Annotated in this window: 14 protein-coding genes; 4 read left to right on the top strand and 10 right to left on the bottom strand. The window is 51.7% G+C overall.

What is annotated here, in order from left to right:
* Nucleotides 1-27 precede the first annotated feature (27 nt).
* Nucleotides 28-1,212 (top strand): Gfo/Idh/MocA family protein, encoded by a 1,185-nt coding sequence (locus SH527x_RS05215; protein ID WP_437193594.1) that lies wholly within the window; start codon nt 28-30, stop codon nt 1,210-1,212.
* Nucleotides 1,213-1,404: 192 nt separating this feature from the next.
* Here SH527x_RS05215 and SH527x_RS05220 read toward each other — a convergent pair whose 3' ends face one another.
* The 4 genes from SH527x_RS05220 to SH527x_RS05235 all read right to left on the bottom strand — a co-directional run bounded on the left by SH527x_RS05220 (nt 1,405) and on the right by SH527x_RS05235 (nt 5,826).
* Complete coding sequence (locus SH527x_RS05220; RefSeq protein WP_437193595.1) at nt 1,405-2,301, bottom strand: hypothetical protein; 897 nt, start codon at nt 2,299-2,301, stop codon at nt 1,405-1,407.
* 508 nt (nt 2,302-2,809) lie between these two features.
* A complete protein-coding gene (locus SH527x_RS05225) occupies nt 2,810-3,409 on the bottom strand; it encodes a hypothetical protein (RefSeq protein WP_437193596.1) in 600 nt (199 codons plus the stop codon).
* Entirely contained in the window at nt 3,406-3,777 is a 372-nt protein-coding gene (locus tag SH527x_RS05230) for a hypothetical protein (RefSeq protein WP_437193597.1), read from the bottom strand. The genes SH527x_RS05225 and SH527x_RS05230 overlap by 4 nt, the downstream gene beginning before the upstream one ends.
* Nucleotides 3,778-4,293: 516 nt before the next feature.
* Nucleotides 4,294-5,826 (bottom strand): hypothetical protein, encoded by a 1,533-nt coding sequence (locus tag SH527x_RS05235; RefSeq protein WP_437193598.1) that lies wholly within the window; start codon nt 5,824-5,826, stop codon nt 4,294-4,296.
* Between the two features lie 651 nt (nt 5,827-6,477).
* Between SH527x_RS05235 and SH527x_RS05240 the strand changes: the two genes are divergently transcribed.
* Entirely contained in the window at nt 6,478-7,554 is a 1,077-nt protein-coding gene (locus tag SH527x_RS05240; RefSeq protein ID WP_437193599.1) for a DUF1559 domain-containing protein, read from the top strand.
* Between the two features lie 183 nt (nt 7,555-7,737).
* Nucleotides 7,738-8,202, top strand: coding sequence for a hypothetical protein (locus SH527x_RS05245; RefSeq protein WP_437193600.1), 465 nt, complete (start codon nt 7,738-7,740; stop codon nt 8,200-8,202).
* Nucleotides 8,203-8,265: 63 nt separating this feature from the next.
* Here the strand turns inward: SH527x_RS05245 and SH527x_RS05250 are convergent, their stop codons facing one another.
* Nucleotides 8,266-9,663 carry a GntP family permease gene (locus SH527x_RS05250; protein WP_437193602.1) on the bottom strand — a complete coding sequence of 466 codons (1,398 nt, stop codon included), beginning with the start codon at nt 9,661-9,663 and terminating at the stop codon, nt 8,266-8,268.
* Nucleotides 9,664-10,160: 497 nt separating this feature from the next.
* Between SH527x_RS05250 and SH527x_RS05255 the strand changes: the two genes are divergently transcribed.
* Complete coding sequence (locus SH527x_RS05255; protein WP_437193603.1) at nt 10,161-11,681, top strand: S41 family peptidase; 1,521 nt, start codon at nt 10,161-10,163, stop codon at nt 11,679-11,681.
* 158 nt (nt 11,682-11,839) lie between these two features.
* Here the strand turns inward: SH527x_RS05255 and SH527x_RS05260 are convergent, their stop codons facing one another.
* From SH527x_RS05260 to SH527x_RS05280, 5 genes are all read right to left on the bottom strand, one after another.
* Nucleotides 11,840-12,175: a DUF3817 domain-containing protein gene (locus tag SH527x_RS05260; protein ID WP_437193604.1), complete on the bottom strand. Its 336-nt coding sequence runs from the start codon at nt 12,173-12,175 to the stop codon at nt 11,840-11,842.
* Nucleotides 12,176-12,257: 82 nt separating this feature from the next.
* On the bottom strand, nt 12,258-13,442 hold the full coding sequence (locus SH527x_RS05265) for a GTPase family protein (protein WP_437193605.1): 1,185 nt from the start codon (nt 13,440-13,442) through the stop codon (nt 12,258-12,260).
* A gap of 139 nt (nt 13,443-13,581) precedes the next feature.
* Nucleotides 13,582-14,814, bottom strand: a complete 1,233-nt coding sequence (locus SH527x_RS05270; RefSeq protein ID WP_437193606.1) for a glycosyltransferase — start codon at nt 14,812-14,814, stop codon at nt 13,582-13,584.
* Complete coding sequence (glnD, locus tag SH527x_RS05275; protein ID WP_437193607.1) at nt 14,811-17,495, bottom strand: [protein-PII] uridylyltransferase; 2,685 nt, start codon at nt 17,493-17,495, stop codon at nt 14,811-14,813. Before glnD ends, SH527x_RS05270 begins: the two co-directional genes overlap by 4 nt.
* A 208-nt stretch (nt 17,496-17,703) precedes the next feature.
* A complete protein-coding gene (locus SH527x_RS05280) occupies nt 17,704-18,507 on the bottom strand; it encodes a sugar phosphate isomerase/epimerase family protein (RefSeq protein WP_437193608.1) in 804 nt (267 codons plus the stop codon).
* Between the last annotated feature and the right edge of the window lie 293 nt (nt 18,508-18,800).

The following is an 18,800-nucleotide window of genomic DNA, read 5'->3' on the forward strand; positions in this document are numbered from 1 at the left end:
GCAATCACGACATCGGGATGAAGATCAGTGAACGTCGGTGTGCTTGGATGCGGATTTGTAGCGGACATGTATCTGGCGACCCGTCGGAACTGGCCGCAAATCAACATTGTTGGAGCTTATGACACGGCTCCACAACGGTTAGCCGCATTCACTCAACATCATCAGATCAGAGCCTATTCTTCGTTCGAAGAACTTCTCAACGATCCATCTGTTGAGTTGGTACTCAATCTGACGAATCCTCGAAGCCATTACGAGACGACCAAAGCCTGCCTGATTGCAGGGAAGCATGTCTACTCTGAGAAGCCGTTGGCAATGGATTCCGTTGCCGCCCAGGAATTGGCTGACCTCGCCAAGCAACACAATCGCTCACTGGCCACTGCCCCTTGCAGTATTCTGAGTGAAACAGCTCAGACTATGTGGAAGGGAATTCAAGACGGTGCCGTTGGTCAGGTCAGACTCGCGTATGCAAGTTTCGACGACGGCATGATCCATCGATTGAATCCCGGCCGTTGGACCAGTTCATCCGGAGCGAAATGGCCGGCCAAAGATGAATACGAAGTCGGCTGCACCTTCGAACACGCAGGCTATGTGCTGACATGGCTCGCTGCGTTCTTCGGACCGGTCCGACGGGTCACAGCTTACGCTTCAACTCGCATTCAGGATAAAGGAATTCCCGTCGAATCAATGGCGCCAGACTTCACCGTCGGATGCCTTGAATACGACAACGACGTCGTTGCTCGGGTAACATGCGGAATCGTCGCGCCGCTCGATAAGTCCATCCAGATCATTGGCGAACAGGGAACTCTCTATACCAAATATGTTCGCAATGACGGTGCTCCGGTTTACCTTCAGAAGACTCCCTACAACAAACTTGTGCATGGAGTGACATCACGACTTTCCAACTGGCGAGTCCGTTTTGAAAGCCTGTTGCGATTACCGTTTTCGATCTCCGGAACACAACTCGAATGGAAGTACCCCTACGCTCGACGCCCGATCTATCGCTCGGCCACCAGCAATAAACTCGTTGACTTCCTGCGTGGCCCCGGGGACCAAATCGAAGCGATCCAGCAGCAACGCCCCTGCCGCCTCTCCGCAGAACTCGGCGTCCACCTCGTCGAAGTGATCGAAACTCTGCAATACCCCGAGCGCTACCCTACCCCACGAACACTCACCACGACATTCGATCCCATCCAACCACTGGAATGGAAGTAACCGAATTCCATCGGAATCAGGATGACAAAACGACAATCGAACATTTTCTGGCCGGGGCCAAGGGTTGGGAATGCGGTTTGCACAGGCAACTGAATGACGTAAGTCACGAATCAAACCGACGTTAAAACGGCCAGCAGACCACAGTGCTTATATTTAATTCATCACTGCAGTGTATCGAGATGAAACGGCGGTTTATGTCGAGAGCGTGGTAACTTCTGGAGGTTCGTCATCATCGCGGATCCCAAATAGCTCCGAGACATCTGCGAGTGACACTCCGACTAGCTCATATCCGCAAGCATTCAAGCCGCGAATAGTCGCAGAGATATAATCGGACAGTTCCCGCACGCTCCAAACCGCCCCTTGAGTGGATGTCTTGTTCGCACGGAGTGCCATCTTTAAAACAGGAGCGACCCATTCTTCGACAAATACCCGCTGAATGAAATCCTTCCAGTCTTCATTTGCTTCTAAGGGAATCGTCAGGTTGGCTTTGATCTCGGAATCGGCAGTAAGAACAGCCCATTGATTGGGAACATCGAGGCTGGCAGCTGGTTTGGGCAATGTTGAGTCGGTATCAATCAGCACCTCCAATCCGGCTTTCCAACTCAGTAGCCAAGACGATTCCTCACCGCTTGGCAGTTCATTCTCTGAAATCAATTCTCGCAATTCACGAGTTGCTGCGGCTCTTCCTGGCTTAAAGGAATCAAAGGGATTTCCACTACCGTATTTGGCAGAAAGGGCGTCAACAATCGGTTGATCGACTATGTTCCGTTGGCGTTGTTCGTTGAAATCGGACCACCTCATAATTGCATGGAGGACAATGTGGTAAAGATCATTGAAATCATGGAGCTTCGGGCCATGTCGCGATCCAAGAGCCATCAGCATGAATGGGATCCACTGGCTATTGGCGGCATCCACGCCTTCCGTCGGCTGTGTCTTAAATTGAACTCCTTCATCGCACATTCGGCGTTTGAGAAGACTGCCGTTGGCGCAATCGGACCATAAATCGACGGCAGGGCCGATCATGTATTCGATGTTCTTGCCACCCGATTTGTACCAGCCTTCCTCAACCGCACGGAAGGAACTTTTCAACTCTCGGACTTCACTACGCCAGAGTGACCACCATTCGTCGGCCCTTCTTAGGCGGTCGGTTTGCAAAATTCTCGCAGCGTTGCAAAGACGATCCAAGCACGCACTGGCGTCCTCTTGGTCTCGTCCAGCGATGAGCATGTATTCCGCCAAACGTCGAGTTGATGCATCGAAACCCGGCCCATGCCGAAAAGCCATACACTGTTCAATCGACCACGCTGCAACTGTTCGCATACGTCCAATATGGGACAATGAAGCGAAATAAAATGCCACTCGATTTTTCAGCAGAGACGAACACCATCGACCGAGTACCTCCGCTGCCCACCCATCCCGATTCTTCCTAAACGACTTACGCTCGCCATAGGAATCCCTTGTGTTGTCCGGCGAATCCCGTTGGAACTGCAATACCCACTCCACCAATGAGTCATCTTGCATATCGTCAGGTAAAAGATCCCGCGGAACTTCCTGCAACGTGGACGCGACTGACCGCTTAAGTTTGAATCTGTTGAATTCAGGCATGGCGAACTTCTTTCAGTAAGCGTGCAAAATCCTTGCCGCCAAACCACGCTTGCATCGCTGCGCGAAGCACGCGTTGCTCTACACCCGCGAATTCTTTCAGGTCCACACTCCAAATCGAGTTATCGTACAAGTCTTTGAAGAAAATCAGACACGGTGTTTCGGTTGGTCGCAGCCCGAAGCGGTGAAGCACTTTGGCAATTTCTCCGTTGTGGTGAAATTCATTCAAAGACGGATCGAATACTTCCCGCATCGTCTTTGCTTCCCCGTTGACGATGAGCAATTGTGCATCGCCAAATTCTCGCAGCACTTCCAAATCCGAATTCTCGGTGTGTTCGTGTCCGAATAGCTGCCACCACGGATGATTCGAAGACTGCGTGTATTGAATCCATTTTTCAGAAGGCGTGTGAATCACATAGACCGCACAGTCATGTCCCGACCACACATCCAAATCACTTAAGCCTTCGCCGTTGACGTACTCGGGGAAATGATGGTCGCTCGACAAGTACAACAGAAAGCCATGAAGAGAAAAACCCCGTCCCTTCACCTCAAACCAAGCATACTGGAGGTCATCCATTCCGGGAATTGGCATCATGGCCTTTCTCCGTCCTCGGGATTCGGGATTCGACCTGGGGGTACCTGCCGCCTCTTGACTTTCCCGAATTTTGGATTTTGCTGAGTTATGGGCATCGGTAGCGGGTAGATTAACGCGACAATAAACACAGCTAATCCTGAGCCTGCGCGAATGGAAATAGCCCATAGTTTTCCATCGACCTCGATGAACCCACTGATAATTGCAGCGAACGCAGCCCCGGTCAACGCGAGGATAATATTGAAAATCCGTGTTGCGACGGGGTCGATGGGTTGAGGATTTGCACGAAATGCGATGAAGCAAGCAATGGTCGTATAGACAACCATGAAAGACAAGCCGCTGATCCATGAAGCAATTTGCTGACTGGTCAAGTACTAGCCCTCAAGCGAGATGTTGGATACTCAGGTAAAATTGCGAGGCATAATAAACGGCACGGTCCAGTAGTGGCAGTTCATATCCCGTCGCCCGTCTAGCCAAGGCTAAAATCGGAGTGACAGTCCCGCAGGCTGGGTTGAGCGGATTCGCGAAATCCAGCTTGCTTAGCGTCAAATCGAGGTTCACCTTCTAACATATCAGTTCTCGCTAAAGCAAATTATCGCTTACGAACCATAATCATCATTGCCTGCACCTAATCTCGGCTTGAACCTAAACGCGAGTGTTAGAAATCGGTCAGCCAGCTGCAATGGCCCGGTTTGGAATCATCGTTCTTCTCGTCGCGTATTCAGGAGTTCGCATTGCACGAGATCGGGGGCGTGATGGCCGATTTTGCTGAGGACAGGTAACACCCCAAAAGAAAGATCCCGCCAACAGTCGCGGTTGCAACCACAGGCGGGATCAAAAAATGCAATTGAAAATTGCAGCGACAGGATTCGAGCCTGCAATTTGGCTCACGCGAATGCTTGTCGCGTTCGTTCCAGCATGAGGTTGTCGCGATCACCTGATCCTCGCAGATTGAAGACGGCCAGTGACAGGAATTGATCGCGCCATTCAGGGCTCACGTGTTCCGCATCTTCCAGAATCGCAGAGCTGAACTTGTAGTCGTGTGCATCGCGTCCTTTCAGGAAGATGATGCGTCGAGCGGCGGCGACGAAATCGTCTGGCGTTCCTCCAGACTGGAGGTAGGCTCTCACTTGAGACGATGCAGCCGCTTTATCCTTTGAAATCGTTGCGAAGATCTCCTCCAATTGCGGTGCTGTCCCAGAGCTTGATGCCGTCTCGGCCAGTTGATCGATCGTTTGCGGCTTCAATGCTCCTCGTCCTGCGGCGGCATCTCTGAACATGGTATTAAACGAACATGCTTGCAAGAGGAGTCGCTTCCTCAATGTTTCATCTGCAGTGTTCTCCCAGATGAAGTGCATGGCGTTGGCCGTTGTTAACCCGTGCAGTCCTACGATTCCTGGCTGTCGCATGAGCAACTCACCAGAACCGACAAACACAGCATCCCAGATGGATTGAGGCGAACCGCCCTTCTCGATCACGCCTGCAGCTGATTTGGCCGCCGCATGAGGATCTTCGGTGCGGAACGCAGAGATCAAGTTTCGAGTGGCACCAGAATCGAGCTTGCCATTCGCCCAGTTCTCTGGCCAGGCCTTTGCGATGAGTTCCTGATTCTGCCGCCACGGTCGGTCGGCTGGGAGATCCTGTTCCGATGGGTTCTTGCTTCCGTCAGCATTCAGCAACGCGAAGGCCAACGACCTCATCACTGGTTCGGCGTAACTCCACCCGACCACCTGCAACGTTCTCCAGCTGTTTGCCAGATAGATCGCTTTATGGCCAATTGAGCGAAAGTCTCTCGCAGCGAACTGGGCAAACAGATTGAACACTTCTGTCGCGCCCGCTGTTCTCACCAATCCTGCAACCGCCGCATCTGCCTTTTCTACGTCCCATTTTTCCATCGCTTCAATGAACTCACTGCGAGCTTGTGAAGCTGCTGGAACTCGTTTCTCATTCACAGGTGACATCCGCCACCCAAACCGTTGAGCCTCTTCTGCCTGAGCACCTTTGAAGTAGTCGAGAGCCCAGAAGATTGGGAGCCATCGATCCTCGTCCGGGCCAGTGAGACTTGCCAGATGGCAACTGTTGATACAGAGCACACTATGAAATTTATGGCCAACCGAAGGCCGTGGCTGCACATTACGAATGCCTGCGAGAAACAGAGCTCCCAAGACCTCCTGATAAGAAGTTCCGGACAGAACTCGTTTCGCAACCTGCTCAAGTAATTGGGGACGCGGAGTTTCTTCAATCAGCCGGACAAGGGGCTCGACGTCTGGTGCGAAGTGAACCAGATTCGCGGGAAGACTTCCTTCCGCTGCAGAAAGTCGTGGAAGTTGGTTCAGGAATGCAAACGGCCCAGTCATGGCAAGAAATCCACCTGTGGTCGATGCAGCCAGAAATGATCGCCGACTTGATGAGTCAGACATTTCACTCCCCCCTTCTCTGTCAAAGAAACATGAGAACCAGCGTACCAATCAATGGTACCAGATCCGGAACAGGTCTCACAGACGGGAAATCTGGATGCCTGAAACAATGAACTCAAAATGGGAAAGCGGATCTGGACTTGTCGAGTGGCACTTCAGACTGAATTGCCACCGTATCGTGACTTACCCAACCGGTAGCTCTCGAACTGCAGGCACATCACCTTAATGGCAAGACAAGAACAATAGATCTCACACGACAGGCAATACTAACTCCCTGATGGACGATATGAACCATGTGATCAAATGGTACTTACAACTTGTACTAACAACTCAGTGTCACAAAGATCTCATCGGCAGCAAGATTCCGCATTGCGAAACGCAGTCTCTATTTTGACAGAATGCGAAAACGCATCAGGCGAAGTTGTTGACACGATTCAACCCACGAAATATCATCGAGTTCCGCTACGGATTAATTGCGCCGCAAATCACTGGCCAGAACGATCATTTCTTGCATGAGCTATTCGCTCAATCATTGTCTTGCTATTGCCAATTCACACCTTGATACCAACAAGGTGCGAACTTTCTGTCTGTAAATTTTATTGCGTGTCCATCAATAGAACGTCCTCATCTCTTGTAGCAGAGTCGGGTGTCTGCATGGCGAAAATTCGGGCTTCCTCCTGTTTTGTTCTTAACAGGTCTTCCAATCAAACAGTTGATTCGGCAACCGGTAACGTTTGGCAATTAACGCCCCTTGGCGGTACACAGACAAGGCAATCGAAGCGAAGCAAGCATTCAGCTTTCACTCTGATTGAACTACTCGTTGTCATTGCAATCATCGCAATCCTGATCGCCCTGCTCTTACCAGCAGTTCAGCAGGCGCGAGAAGCCGCTCGTCGAACTCAATGTCGCAACAACCTGAAGCAGCTCGGGTTGGCCTTACACAATTATGCAAGCACTCACGGGTACTTCTGCCCAGGGGGCGTTGCCAGAAGTGGCCCAGGTGCAACTAATTGGTGCCGCAATGACCCTACCGTCAAATATAATGGCCTCGCACCGTGGACAGTGTTAATCCTTCCGTTCTTGGAACAGACAACTCTCTACAACCAATTTAACTTTAACGAAGACTTCACAGTTTTAGCCGATGCTGCAGTGTACAGGGGTTCGACCAAAAACAATGAAGCATTCAATCAAAGGCTGTCACTCTACTGGTGTCCATCAGATCCAAACGCGAACCCTAACACAAATGTGAGCAACTATCGTGGAGTTCAAGGAGGCGGTAACGGGATGCACGACTGTGCTGGTGCCGCTTCCAGGTTCTTCACAAACGGAATCCTGTACGTGAACTCACGAATAGGTTTCAAGGATATTACTGACGGTACGTCCAATGTCTTTTTGGTCGGAGAGAGTCACTACAACCCAACTTTGCAACATTCTCCGGCACAACGCGCATCCGGATGGGCTTCAGCGGTATCAGTCAAGACAGACGGGTCACTCGCGCCGACCCTGTCTGCAACATCGCTCGGTATTAACAGCTGGGCTAACAATGTCGATACGACAAGTCCTTTGTACTGGGTGATGTCCGAGTACTTTGGCAGTCGACACACCGGAGGATGTCAATTCCTGATGGCCGATGGATCAGTCCACTTTGTCAGCCAGAATATCGACAGCCTGGTCTTCCAGAGATCAGGGATTCGCAACGATGGCCTCCCTGTTGGTGGGCTCCCGTTCTAAAGCAGCATTCGAAATGCCGTCGCTTCGGTGTTGGCGGCATTTCGTCTTTCCACCTGTTGACGAGTCTCGATCTCTTTGCGTGCTCAATTCTTCACCGCCTGAACACATCTCCGTCTGGATTGTTCCCCAGTCTCATAATGGGGTCCATGACACACTGAAAGTATGATCGGTATGCACGGTTCAATGTTCAGTCTCACTTCACCAAAGCGATCTTTTCGAACGGCTTGCCGCCCATTATTTCACTGGACAGGAATTTGCAGCATCGCCTTCGTATTGGGGTGTTCAGGGAATTCAGACGATCCTGTTCGCTACCCCATCACAGGAAATGTGACTTTTGGTGGTGCACCGATTCCAATCGGAGAAATCTTTCTGCAACCAGACTCCGATGCAGGCAATTCCGGCCCAGCATCGAACTCTGATATTCACGACTCCAAGTATTCGCTTCCCAAGGAATTCGGCGTTCTCGGAGGCCCGTACATTGTCCGCATCACTGGGTATTCGAACTCGTCGGAGAACAGTGCAGGGCCGCTCACCCTGAGAGGGGCTCCGATGTTTAAGGACTATTCCACAAAAGTGGACATCCCTAGAGACAAGAAAATTGAACAGAACTTCGACGTACCGAATCCAAAGAAGACTCCTGCGAAATAGTTGCCGAAATCCGTGGGTGCCAGCGAGACTCAGTTCCCCATCGCTGACCGCCCCTGCGTGCGATTAGACGATTCCTGTGAAGGCGAAGACGGCGATCACGACGAAAACGGCAATGGTCTTCAGGCATGTAATCACAAAAATGTCACGATAAGCCTGCCGGTGAGTCAGTCCCGTCACTGTGAGCAGTGTGATGACCGCACCATTGTGAGGAAGTGTATCCATCCCGCCACTCGCCATGGACGCCACGCGATGGAGCACTTCAGCGGGGATACCGTTTGCTTCCGCCGCCTGCAGGAATGACTCGGCCATCGCGGCCAGAGCAATACTCAATCCGCCTGAAGCCGATCCCGTTATGCCGGCCAAAGTGGTGACAGTGACCGCTTCATTCACCAATGGATGAGGGATGGACTTCAACGCTTCAGCAAGGACCAGAAACCCTGGCAACGCTGCAATCACCGCTCCGAAGCCGTACTCTGATGCCGTGTTCATGGCTGCCAGAAGTGAGCCGGAAACGGCGCTCTTAGATGCTTCGGAGAACCTGCTGATAACGCGCCGCCGCGCGAGAACAACGACAGCCAGAATCCCTGTCAGCAACGCTCCCTGCACTCCCCAAATCGCAGCAATCTTGGAGACCTCTTGAGTCACTGGAGCCGAGGCTGCAACGACGGCGGAATTGAACGAATGGGACTCTCCATAAAACTGTGGAATGATGACAGTGAAGACTTTGTTCATGACACCCACCAGCAGCAGCGGGATCAGAGCGATCAACGGATGCGGCAGGACTTCCTGAGTAAAAGCCTCAGGTTCATTCAACAGTACAGTTCCATAACCCTCTTTACGCGCCTCGGCCCGACGACGACACCAGTTCAGATAGGCCAAACCAGTCAGGAGGATAAAAACGGAACCGATCAGCCCCAACATTGGTGCGGCATAGATATTCGTTTTGAAAAACTGAATCGGAATGATGTTTTGGATCTGAGGAGTCCCAGGGAGCGCATCCATCGTAAAGGAGAATGCACCGAGCGCGATTGTGGCGGGGATCAACCGCTTCGGAATGTTGTTCATGCGGAACGTCTCGGCTGCAAATGGATAAACAGCAAAGACAACAACAAACAGGGAAACTCCTCCGTAAGTCATCAGAGCACAGACGAGCACAATCGAGAGCATCGCATGGCGACTTCCAGACGTGCCAACGATCGAAGAGACAATGGATTTTGAAAATCCTGAGATTTCAATCAGCTTGCCAAAGACGGCCCCCAGCAGAAACACCGGAAAATAGAGCTTCAGGAACGCTGCCAATTTCTCCATGAAGAGCCCTGTAAACATCGGGGCAACAAGCGACGGATCCGTGAAAAAAACGGCTCCCATCGCAGCAACCGGAGCAAACAAGATCACGCTGTAGCCTCGATAGGCGACGACCATCAGAAACAGGAGAGATGCCAGCACGATCAACAAGCTCATATCGAATCTCGCTCTCTTTCGGTGATCACTTCTACCTGATCGTTGAACTCTACTCCCCCCACAGCAAACTCGACTTCACTGGGGAAGTGACTCACGTGTGAAAGGGTCCAACAGGCAGGCACTATAACAATTGCACACATGTTTCAACCTCTTCCAGCCCACAGACAAACAGCACTTTAGAACAAACGCTGACAGATCCTCGTCCCAGTCGGGCTCCCTGTATTGAGTTCACCGGAAAGCCGGTTGCGGACCAACAGAAGAGTGTCGAAAAGCGGCTTCCGAACCGAAAAGTCGAGCATTCCAAAGCTTTAAACGTCTCGATTTCGTTACAAACAGAGTCCGTCTTGCCGTGGAACAGGGGCGAATTTACAATCAATCCGGCATTTCCAATGAGTGCCACAATTCGTTCCGCTATTTATGGATGAGTGCTTTTCAGAGCATGCGGAAAAAGAGTTGAAATGCTACGGGCGATAAACATCAGGCAGAGGGACGGCCGAATGGCACTTCTTCATCGTGCATTGCGATACGTAGGCGGGGCAGTTTTATCTGCTTCAATGCTGACAGGTTCAATGACAGTTCAGGCTGCCGATGAGCCTGCAGCTGCGCCCCCCAAAGCGGAGGCACCGGAGGCCACTGAGGAGAAGAAATCCGCGAAGTCGCCGGAAGGCGATAAGGCTCAAAGCGACGACTATTACGAGCTGATGCGAGTCTTCGTTGACACGTTTCAAGAGATTGACCGCAATTACGTCAAAGAAGTCGACCGTCGCAAACTGGTTGAATCCGCAGTGCGCGGGATGCTCGAAGAACTCGACCCTTATTCAGACTACATCGCACCTGATGATCTGAGTCAGTTCACCGAGGCGATCTCTCAGGAATTCGGCGGGGTCGGAATTCGAGTGAACTGGGATCGACAGACCCGATCGATTGAAGTCGTCACGCCAATGCCCGGCAGTCCCGCTTATAAGGCCGGAATCAAGGCTGGAGACCGCGTCGTTGAGATCGCAGGCAAAGCTGTCAAAGATTTCCCGAACGGAAAAGAGATCGATACTGCAGTCGAGATGCTGCGAGGAAAGCCAGGAGAAGAGATTGAAGTTGGGATTCTTCACAGCACTTCAAAAGAAGTTGAAAAGGTCAAACTGAAGCGGGAATTGATCCAGCTCGAAACCGTGCTGGGATATTCCTACGAAGACGGTGCGAAGTGGAATCTGTTCCTCGATCCAGAGAAGAAAATTGGCTACTTCCGCCTGACACACTTCACCAGTCGCAGTGCAGCTGAAGTCAAAGAAGCCCTGAAGACCCTGAAGAAAGAAGGAATGAAGGGGCTGATCATTGACTTGCGTTTCAACCCAGGCGGGCTGCTCGAAGCCGCAGTCGAAATCTGTGACGCATTTCTAGATAAAGGCCTGATTGTCAGCACCGACGGCCGCAACAGTGCCTATCGAGCATGGAGCGCCAAGAGCTTCGGAACATTCACCGGCTTCCCGGTCGCCATTCTGATTAACCGCTACAGTGCATCCGCAAGCGAGATTGTCAGCGCTGCCCTGCAAGACCATGACCGTGCCATCGTTGTCGGTGAACGCAGCTGGGGAAAAGGAAGTGTTCAAGATGTGATCGATCTTGAAAACGGCAAGAGCGCACTGAAACTGACAACCGCCAGTTATCACCGTCCAAGTGGCAAGAATATCCACCGCTTCCCGGATTCAAAGGAAACCGACGAATGGGGTGTGAGTCCGACCGATGGCTACAAAATCGAGTTTTCACTGGATGAACTGAGAAAGTTCCAGGAAGACAGACTGCAGCGTGACGTGGTCGGCAAGCAACCGTCAGGGGAATTTGTTGACCGGCAGTTGCAGGCAGCTCGCGAGTACATCGAAAAGGCGATCAGCACTCCAGCTGAAAAAGAGAAGGCCCCGGAAGCAAAGCCTGAAGAAGTGAAAGAAGCGAAGCCAATGGAGAAAAAGGCAGCGACTTCAACTCGCTTCCCACTCATCGCTGTCCCAAAGCGTCCAACCGCATAAGACAGTGACAGGTCTCGTGAGTGAGTGGTCTCAAACGTGATTTTGAGACACACATTTCTCAAATTGTATTCCGCAGTAGCCTGACAGTGACTCTTTAAACGAGACGCCGTCAGGCTCGCGATGTTTCAGGTTACCTGCTCAGTCGCATTTACTTTGCTCTATGACGCCGATTCAGTTGTCGCCGCTGCATCGTTGGACCGCTCTTCTCGAATTTCGCGAGCCCAACGTACGTCGAGGACAAACGTTCCTCCGGGAATCATTGACCCGAGCAATTCTTCGGCGATACGGCGAATCGACCACGACCTGGCGAACGCCGCGATCAACACGGCAATCACATAGAGAACAAACAGGACTCCGTGGGCCATCCCGATGATCTGAACGAGCTGAGGGTATCCGGCAAGATATTTAGCCGGCATTGCGACACCCAAAAGCAGCAGAAAAGAAATCCCTTCAAGCAAGCCGACACCGCGAAGGAATGACAAAGGATGGAGCATGATTCAATAATTTCTTCAGTGACTTTGTCTATAGTTGAAACACAGCCGCCTCTGACGCGGCCAATCGACTTGCTGATCCGGCTCAGGCAGTTGGGGTTTCACGAGTCGATTTCCAAAGCTCTGACGCACGTTTCAGTTGTTGCTGGAAGACTGATCTCAGTTCAGCTTCCGTAGGAATGGATCCGTCCCGGACTTCGGTGAAATACCAGTTCCAGACCATTCCGCCAGCGAAAGTATACGCAAATGCGGCAGCCGCGTTGGCTGCCATTCCCACCCACGGGATGAATTTCAGGCTTTCGCGAATCGCCAGCTGCAACGCCACTCGACCGCCAATCCCCCCTGTGACGTGGGCGATCGTCTGGGCGTCGATCTTCTGCCTGTGAATTCTCGCAAGTTTATATGCAAGATGACTTTGCAATCCCATCACCACAGGGATATCGACCCAGGGAACCGGAATCGCGGCAGCTGTCGCAGCGAGAGTGCTTGTCCCCAGAATGACCGGCATCGCCTGATCCCAAGTGTAATCCTTGAGCGGAGTGACAACTTCATCCAGTTGACGAAGCGTTTGACGATAGCCCGCTGGCAATTCTGCAATAATCGATGATTTTAACCGCGTCCCACCAAATTCCGGCTGCACGAATCCTTCATCTCTAGGAGTAAGATCGACAGGGACGGCGCGATCAACAAGCCCTTTAAAACTCTCGTACTGCTTTTGAATCGACCGCCTCAGATTCTCGTCGATTCCTTCCGGCAACGGGAAAGGTGAATCGTCGAATGGATCGATTTCCGGATGCTGCTTGCCCGGATAGGCATCGTGCAACGACGTCAACGCCAGAATCACAGGACGTTCAGGCGACTCCTTACGGATTTGGCGAAGGTACTTCAACAGGTCGTTCGTTGCGTGATCCATCGCCCGTACGACAACTATCATCAACTGCGAGTCTTTGCCAAACTGCGCGAGTTCTTCTTTGGGATCGTAATCAACTTCCCCCAGCCCTCGCGTATCCAGAAAGCTCAACAAGGGCTCATTCTCGTTCGGGAAATCGTATCGCGACGAAAACTTGGTCTGTGGCCGATATCCGGTGCCGACGGTGATGTCGTTGACGCCGGTCAGATACTTGATGATGGATGACTTCCCACTGCCTGTCTTTCCAAAGAGCCAGATCAACGGCACAGGTGCGAATTGAGCAAGCTCGCGCGCCGCCTGCAAATACTCGGCGTCAGTCTGCTCTTTCGACTTGAAGTAGCGTTTCAGGAAGTTCCACATAGACTGGTTTTCTGCAGGCTTGTTCCGTGTGATAAATCCATGGGACCATAAGCAATGAAAGAAACATCCGACTGTTCAATTCGGATCGCTTCTTTCACTGATGCAGAACGTTCCCCAGTCGTTCATATCAACGAAACTCTCACTTTTCCACGGATTTTCCGGTGTCAACTCGTTCAATCAGCTGAGTCCAGAATGAGAGATGGCTTTGAGACGATTGTTCAATTGTAAACCGGGACAAGATCCGGTTCCTGCCATGAATCTGATATTGCCTGCGAATTTCTGGATGATTCCAGACGTATTCGATTCCATTCGCCAATTCGACAGGTGACTTTGGGGGAACCAACCACGCAGATTCCTGATGAACCACGATCTCGGACGTGCCTCCCACATCGGTCGCCACGATCGGAACACCGCAGGCAGCCGCTTCCAGAAGCACACGCCCCAAGGGCTCCTGTCGAGCCGGATGAACAAGTAGATCCAGTTCGGGATAAATCGAAGTCATTTCCTTTCGCCACCCGAGCCGCACCAGACGAGACTCCATCTGAGCCGCGACAAACACACGAGTCAGTTCATCATCGAAGGCAACACTTTCGTCTTTTGATGAATAGCGTTGCCCAATCAAAAGGATGTGCAATTGCGGGATGCAATCTCGGAGTAGAACAGCAGCGTGAGCAACATCATCCTGGCCCTTTCGCAGACAGATCTGGCCAATGACAGCCGCGAGGACCGCATCATCTGGCAACCCGAGTTCTCTGCGAAGCCAACCCGTCGACGCCGTTGGAGCAAACCGTTGCGGATCGATCCCATTCACGATTGTGACGATCCGTTGAGGATCAACTCCTTGAGCAACGTGAAAATTTCGCGTTGCTTCAGAGACGGCAATTAAACCTGCATGTTGGTTCAAATCGCGAATCGCCGCTTGCGACAACTTGATAATGTCGCGGAAATGAGAGCTGGTCAGGCAACTCAATTCAGATGCAATCCGTCCGAGCTTTCGTCCCGCAGAAAGACTGTTCGCATGCACCAGTTGCAGCTTCTGTGCGTCAATGATCGCATTGAGACGTGAAACAAACAGCGTTGGATTCTGAGCAAGTTCTTCGAGTTCCAATGGTTCGTACTGAAGTCCAGCACGTTGGCATTCCGCCGCTAAAGGACCATTTTCCGGACCAAGGATGACGGGGGCCAGCTTCGGCAGCTTTGATTGAGCTTGAGAATCTTCAGCTGTTCCGACAGCCGGTGAATTTCTGCTCCCGCCGAGAGGGGAATGCAATGCTAACGAATCCAGCACTGCAAGCATCGAGAACTCGCCCCCATTCAATGACGGGTACTCGAAGAGAATGCCAATCTTCAACGGTTCGCGAGACTGATTCAATTGCCACTCACAAACTGTCGATGCCCAACTTGCTCAAAGTGATGCAGGGCCTGTTCGAGTCGTTCTTTGATCTGCACCAGTCGTTCACCTGATCGAACCTTCGATCCATCCTTCTCTTGAACATAAAAGACGTCGATGACCTGATCGAAATGGGTCGAAATCTTTGCGAGATCAGTCGACAAATTCAGTTCGAATAACGTTCTCGTGAGCGTATACAACAACCCTGGCCGGTCGTGCGCGAACACGTCGATGATTGTTCTGGTGTCCGACGATTCGTTGTCGATTTTCACCTGAGTCGGCAAATCAGAGACAGGCTTGAAGCGATCTCCTCCGAATCGACGAGAGCGGACAAAGAGCGATTCGACAGTCACTTCTCCCCACAGAACCTTCCGGAATGTTTGTGCCACTTCATCATAACGGGACTGAGGCGGCTCCCCTTCGAAGTCCGTGTCGATGACCAGATAGCTGTCGACCACCACATCGTCTGCGGTCGTGTTAATGTCGGCAGAAAGAATGGTAAGACGTTTGGCGGTCAATACGCCACACATCTTATAGAAGCACCCCTCTGTCGCTAACGGGTTCTTCGTGATGATGCGGTACTCAACAGCCCGAGTGTCTGAATGCCAGTGCGTATCAATCTTGATATCTGTTGGAGAGATCTTTTCAATGATTCGCAGATCATCTGCAATCCGCGCTGGCGATGTCATTGTCAGGTAATAAGCAGAGAAGCCTGAAAGCTGATTATCAACCCATTCTTTGAGCTGTTCTCCGGTATCATTGGGACGCAGCAGAGCCAGCACATCCTGCTTCGTCGCCTGAATACGCTCCACTTCATGGAAGGAATATCGGCGACCACTCAGGATCACCAGACAGCGGTCGAACAGTTCCGCCAGTAAACTCGCCTTCCAGTTCGTCCAGGTGCCTGGGCCCACGGAAGTGACGTCTGCCGCAGTCAGAACATACAGCATTCGCAGCGTGTCCGGCGACCCGATCTGACGGCTGAACTCCAGCAGCAGACTAGGGTCAGTAATGTCTCGACGCCACGCAAGATCCGCCATTTCGAGATGGCGACGAACAAGCAAGGCAAGTTGCTCAACCTGATGAATTGGCAACCTCAGACTGGTTCCAATTCGAATGGAAATCTCTTCACCAACTTCGCAGTGATCCCGCTTAAATCCTTTTCCAATATCGTGCAGAAAGACAGCAAGATGCAGCAGTTCTTTATGTCGAATCGCCCGGTATGCAACCCCGACCGCCGATTCATCATGTTCGTAACTGATCGCAGTTTCGACAGCACGCAATGTGTGCTCGTCAACAGTGAAGTGATGGTACTGATTAAACTGAAGGAGATTGCGAACATGTGTCACATCAGGGATGACAACATCGAGAATGCCTGTATTGAACATGCTTCTCAGGGTCGGCCCCAGTGACTTCACGCAATGGAAGATATCCATAAACAAGCGTGCCGAATCACTGGAAATCTTCCGTGATAAGGTCGGCACCGCCTGCTTGATTGCTTCTGTAATATTAGGAGCCAATGGAAGGTCATACAGTGCGGCAGTGCGATAGACATTCAGGATCGATTCCAGGTTCTCGCAAAGCTTGGGCAGGTGGCGATCCGCCGCAGTGACCTGATCTGGTGTGATGTAAAGAAGCCCCTCTGCGCGGTGGCCCAGTATGAGATCACGAAGACGTTCTGTCACCGACTTTGTGCGCAATCGGGCCGCAAACCGATGAGTGATCGTGCTAATCTCTGAAGAGTGATGAAAGTATTCCTGCATGAATCGTTCGACCGGACGTTGTTCTGCAGTCTCTTCGTATCCCCGCTCTCTCGTGATTCTCAGCTGTTCGTCACGCGTCAGCCTGTCTTGCGCCTTCCCGGCGGAGAGATGCAAATCGATGCGAAGTCGAGTCAGAAATTCCAGGCCGGACTTCAAGATCAGAGCATCTTCCTTCTTCAGAATCCCCTGGATCTTGAGGGAGTCGATGTCTTTGACCCCGTACTTGCAGTAGGAGATCCATCGAATCAAGTGCAGGTCTCTAAGTCCTCCAGCCGAGCCCTTCACATCTGGTTCTAACTCTTGAGCAAGCGGGCCTTCTGCGGTCCATCCTTCCCGGCGCGCACTCAGACAGTCTTCGATAAACTTTCGCTTTCGCCGATTGATCACTTTGTCGCGGAATTCCACAGACAGGTTATTAACGAGTTTCTCATTCCCCCATAACCATCGTGCTTCAATCAGTGCCGTCGCAATCTGGGGATCATTTCTCCCGAATGAAATGCAGGTCGGAATATCACGGACTGAATGCCCCAACTGAACGCCGGAATCCCAGCAGATCTGCACAAAACGAGATGCAAACTCAGTGAACTTTTCGGACTTGGATCCCGACTGCAGGAACAGAAGATCAATGTCAGAATACGGAGCGAGTTCCCCTCGCCCGATTCCTCCGACAGCAACAATTGCCCCCTGCTCTGCGATCAGTTTCGCATCGTCGCCGAACTGCTGAAGAGTTTCCTCGACGAGTTGCAACAGGACTGCTTCAGTCCATTGGCAGATAGACGCAGCGAGCTGAATTCCCGGAGTTCCGACAGCAAACTGTTGCTTTGTCCGTTCACGAATTTCCGCAAAAAGAGCTTTGCGTCGGGCAATATCGTGAATCATTGGGTTTGGTGCGCCGGTCATTATCGCCAATTTGCAAATGTCTGAATGCAATGAATCGAAACGATGATCTCTCGTAACTCGTAAATCGCGTCTGGGTCAAATTACCAGATGATCACAATGCATTGAACTGGAAGTCGTGAACCGAATGTCATGGTCAACGCAGTGGTCAACGCAGTGGTCGACACGGGATTCGACAGAGATCAAACCAGACATTGCTGAATCAGAAGTCTCAGGTTGAAAGCTGATCGTGCCCCACATGGAAGAGTTGCTTCATCATCGTTACTCCTCGTGCAACATCAGCCTGAATACTTGAGCCGGTTGTTCGTTGAACATTGATCCAGCCGATGTAATCCATCTCATTCAAGAGTGCCGCGATCTCTTCCCAGTCGATCTCACCGCGCCCTAGTGGAACTTCACGACCGGAACTGCCAAGCCCCCGAGCCGCGTCACGGCCTTCGAGATGTCCAATCTTTCCGAACAAATCCCGCAACTCCTGACGGTACGGAAGGTCATTCATCACCCATTCAGCGAGGTCAACGTCGACTTCGACCTGACCAGTCGGAATCTCGTTGAGCATCTGTATCAGTTCGCCGGCAGAATCTCCGCCTGGTTGAAGGCAAAGTGTCACCCCGAAGCGATTTCCCAGAGTCGCCAGATCTTTCACGATCTCGATAAACGATTCCCGTTCCTTGTTGTCAACTGGCGGAATCGAACCAGGACGAATCGTGAGATGACGGACTTTCAATGTCGACGCAAACTGAATCGCGTCTCTGATCGCTGAGAGGCGTTGATCCAGCCGATCAGGATCATTGATGGGGCCACGCAGAGGGAAACTGACAGAAGCCAGTTCAAGCTGATGTTCTTTCAGATAGTGAAGTATCTGGCGTCGAGCAGAATCCCCAAACTCGGACGGCTTCACTTCGCTTCTCAGATCAAACTGAACGCCATCGGCACCGATCTGCATGGCGGAATCGATGGCCACTCTCAGATTGGTTTGAAACGTCGTTGTCGGGACAGAAACTCTGATCCGCATGGCAATCACTCCGGCACTGAAGCCCATTCACACCTGTAGATTGGCTGATGCGAATAACACCAACCCCACAGTTGGCAGCAAGGCACTGCCCTGATACCAGTTCTCTCCATCGTTGCAGTATCGAATTTACGGATTCTGCAACTCCAGTAAGTGCTGGACAGAATCCGAAACGGCTGCAGTACGACAACATAATAGATCGTTCAGATGAGGTTGTCTTGTTTGAATGCGGATTGCTCAATCTTGGTCATCTGAGCCGACAATCTTCCCCCCATTTCTTGGGAATTCTCGGACTC

Origin of the sequence: Planctomicrobium limosum, from assembly GCF_051465645.1 — a bacterium.
GTDB lineage: Bacteria > Planctomycetota > Planctomycetia > Planctomycetales > Planctomycetaceae > Planctomicrobium.

Bases quoted from the DNA above. Each gene is read 5' to 3' on its own strand.
- SH527x_RS05280 (WP_437193608.1), bottom strand. From the start codon at position 18,507: ATGCGGATCAGAGTTTCTGTCCCGACAACGACGTTTCAAACCAATCTG.
- SH527x_RS05250 (WP_437193602.1), bottom strand. From the start codon at position 9,663: ATGAGCTTGTTGATCGTGCTGGCATCTCTCCTGTTTCTGATGGTCGTC.
- SH527x_RS05245 (WP_437193600.1), top strand. From the start codon at position 7,738: ATGTTCAGTCTCACTTCACCAAAGCGATCTTTTCGAACGGCTTGCCGC.
- glnD (WP_437193607.1), bottom strand. From the start codon at position 17,495: ATGACCGGCGCACCAAACCCAATGATTCACGATATTGCCCGACGCAAA.
- SH527x_RS05240 (WP_437193599.1), top strand. From the start codon at position 6,478: ATGGCGAAAATTCGGGCTTCCTCCTGTTTTGTTCTTAACAGGTCTTCC.
- SH527x_RS05255 (WP_437193603.1), top strand. From the start codon at position 10,161: ATGGCACTTCTTCATCGTGCATTGCGATACGTAGGCGGGGCAGTTTTA.
- SH527x_RS05265 (WP_437193605.1), bottom strand. From the start codon at position 13,442: ATGTGGAACTTCCTGAAACGCTACTTCAAGTCGAAAGAGCAGACTGAC.
- SH527x_RS05235 (WP_437193598.1), bottom strand. From the start codon at position 5,826: ATGTCTGACTCATCAAGTCGGCGATCATTTCTGGCTGCATCGACCACA.
- SH527x_RS05225 (WP_437193596.1), bottom strand. From the start codon at position 3,409: ATGATGCCAATTCCCGGAATGGATGACCTCCAGTATGCTTGGTTTGAG.
- SH527x_RS05260 (WP_437193604.1), bottom strand. From the start codon at position 12,175: ATGCTCCATCCTTTGTCATTCCTTCGCGGTGTCGGCTTGCTTGAAGGG.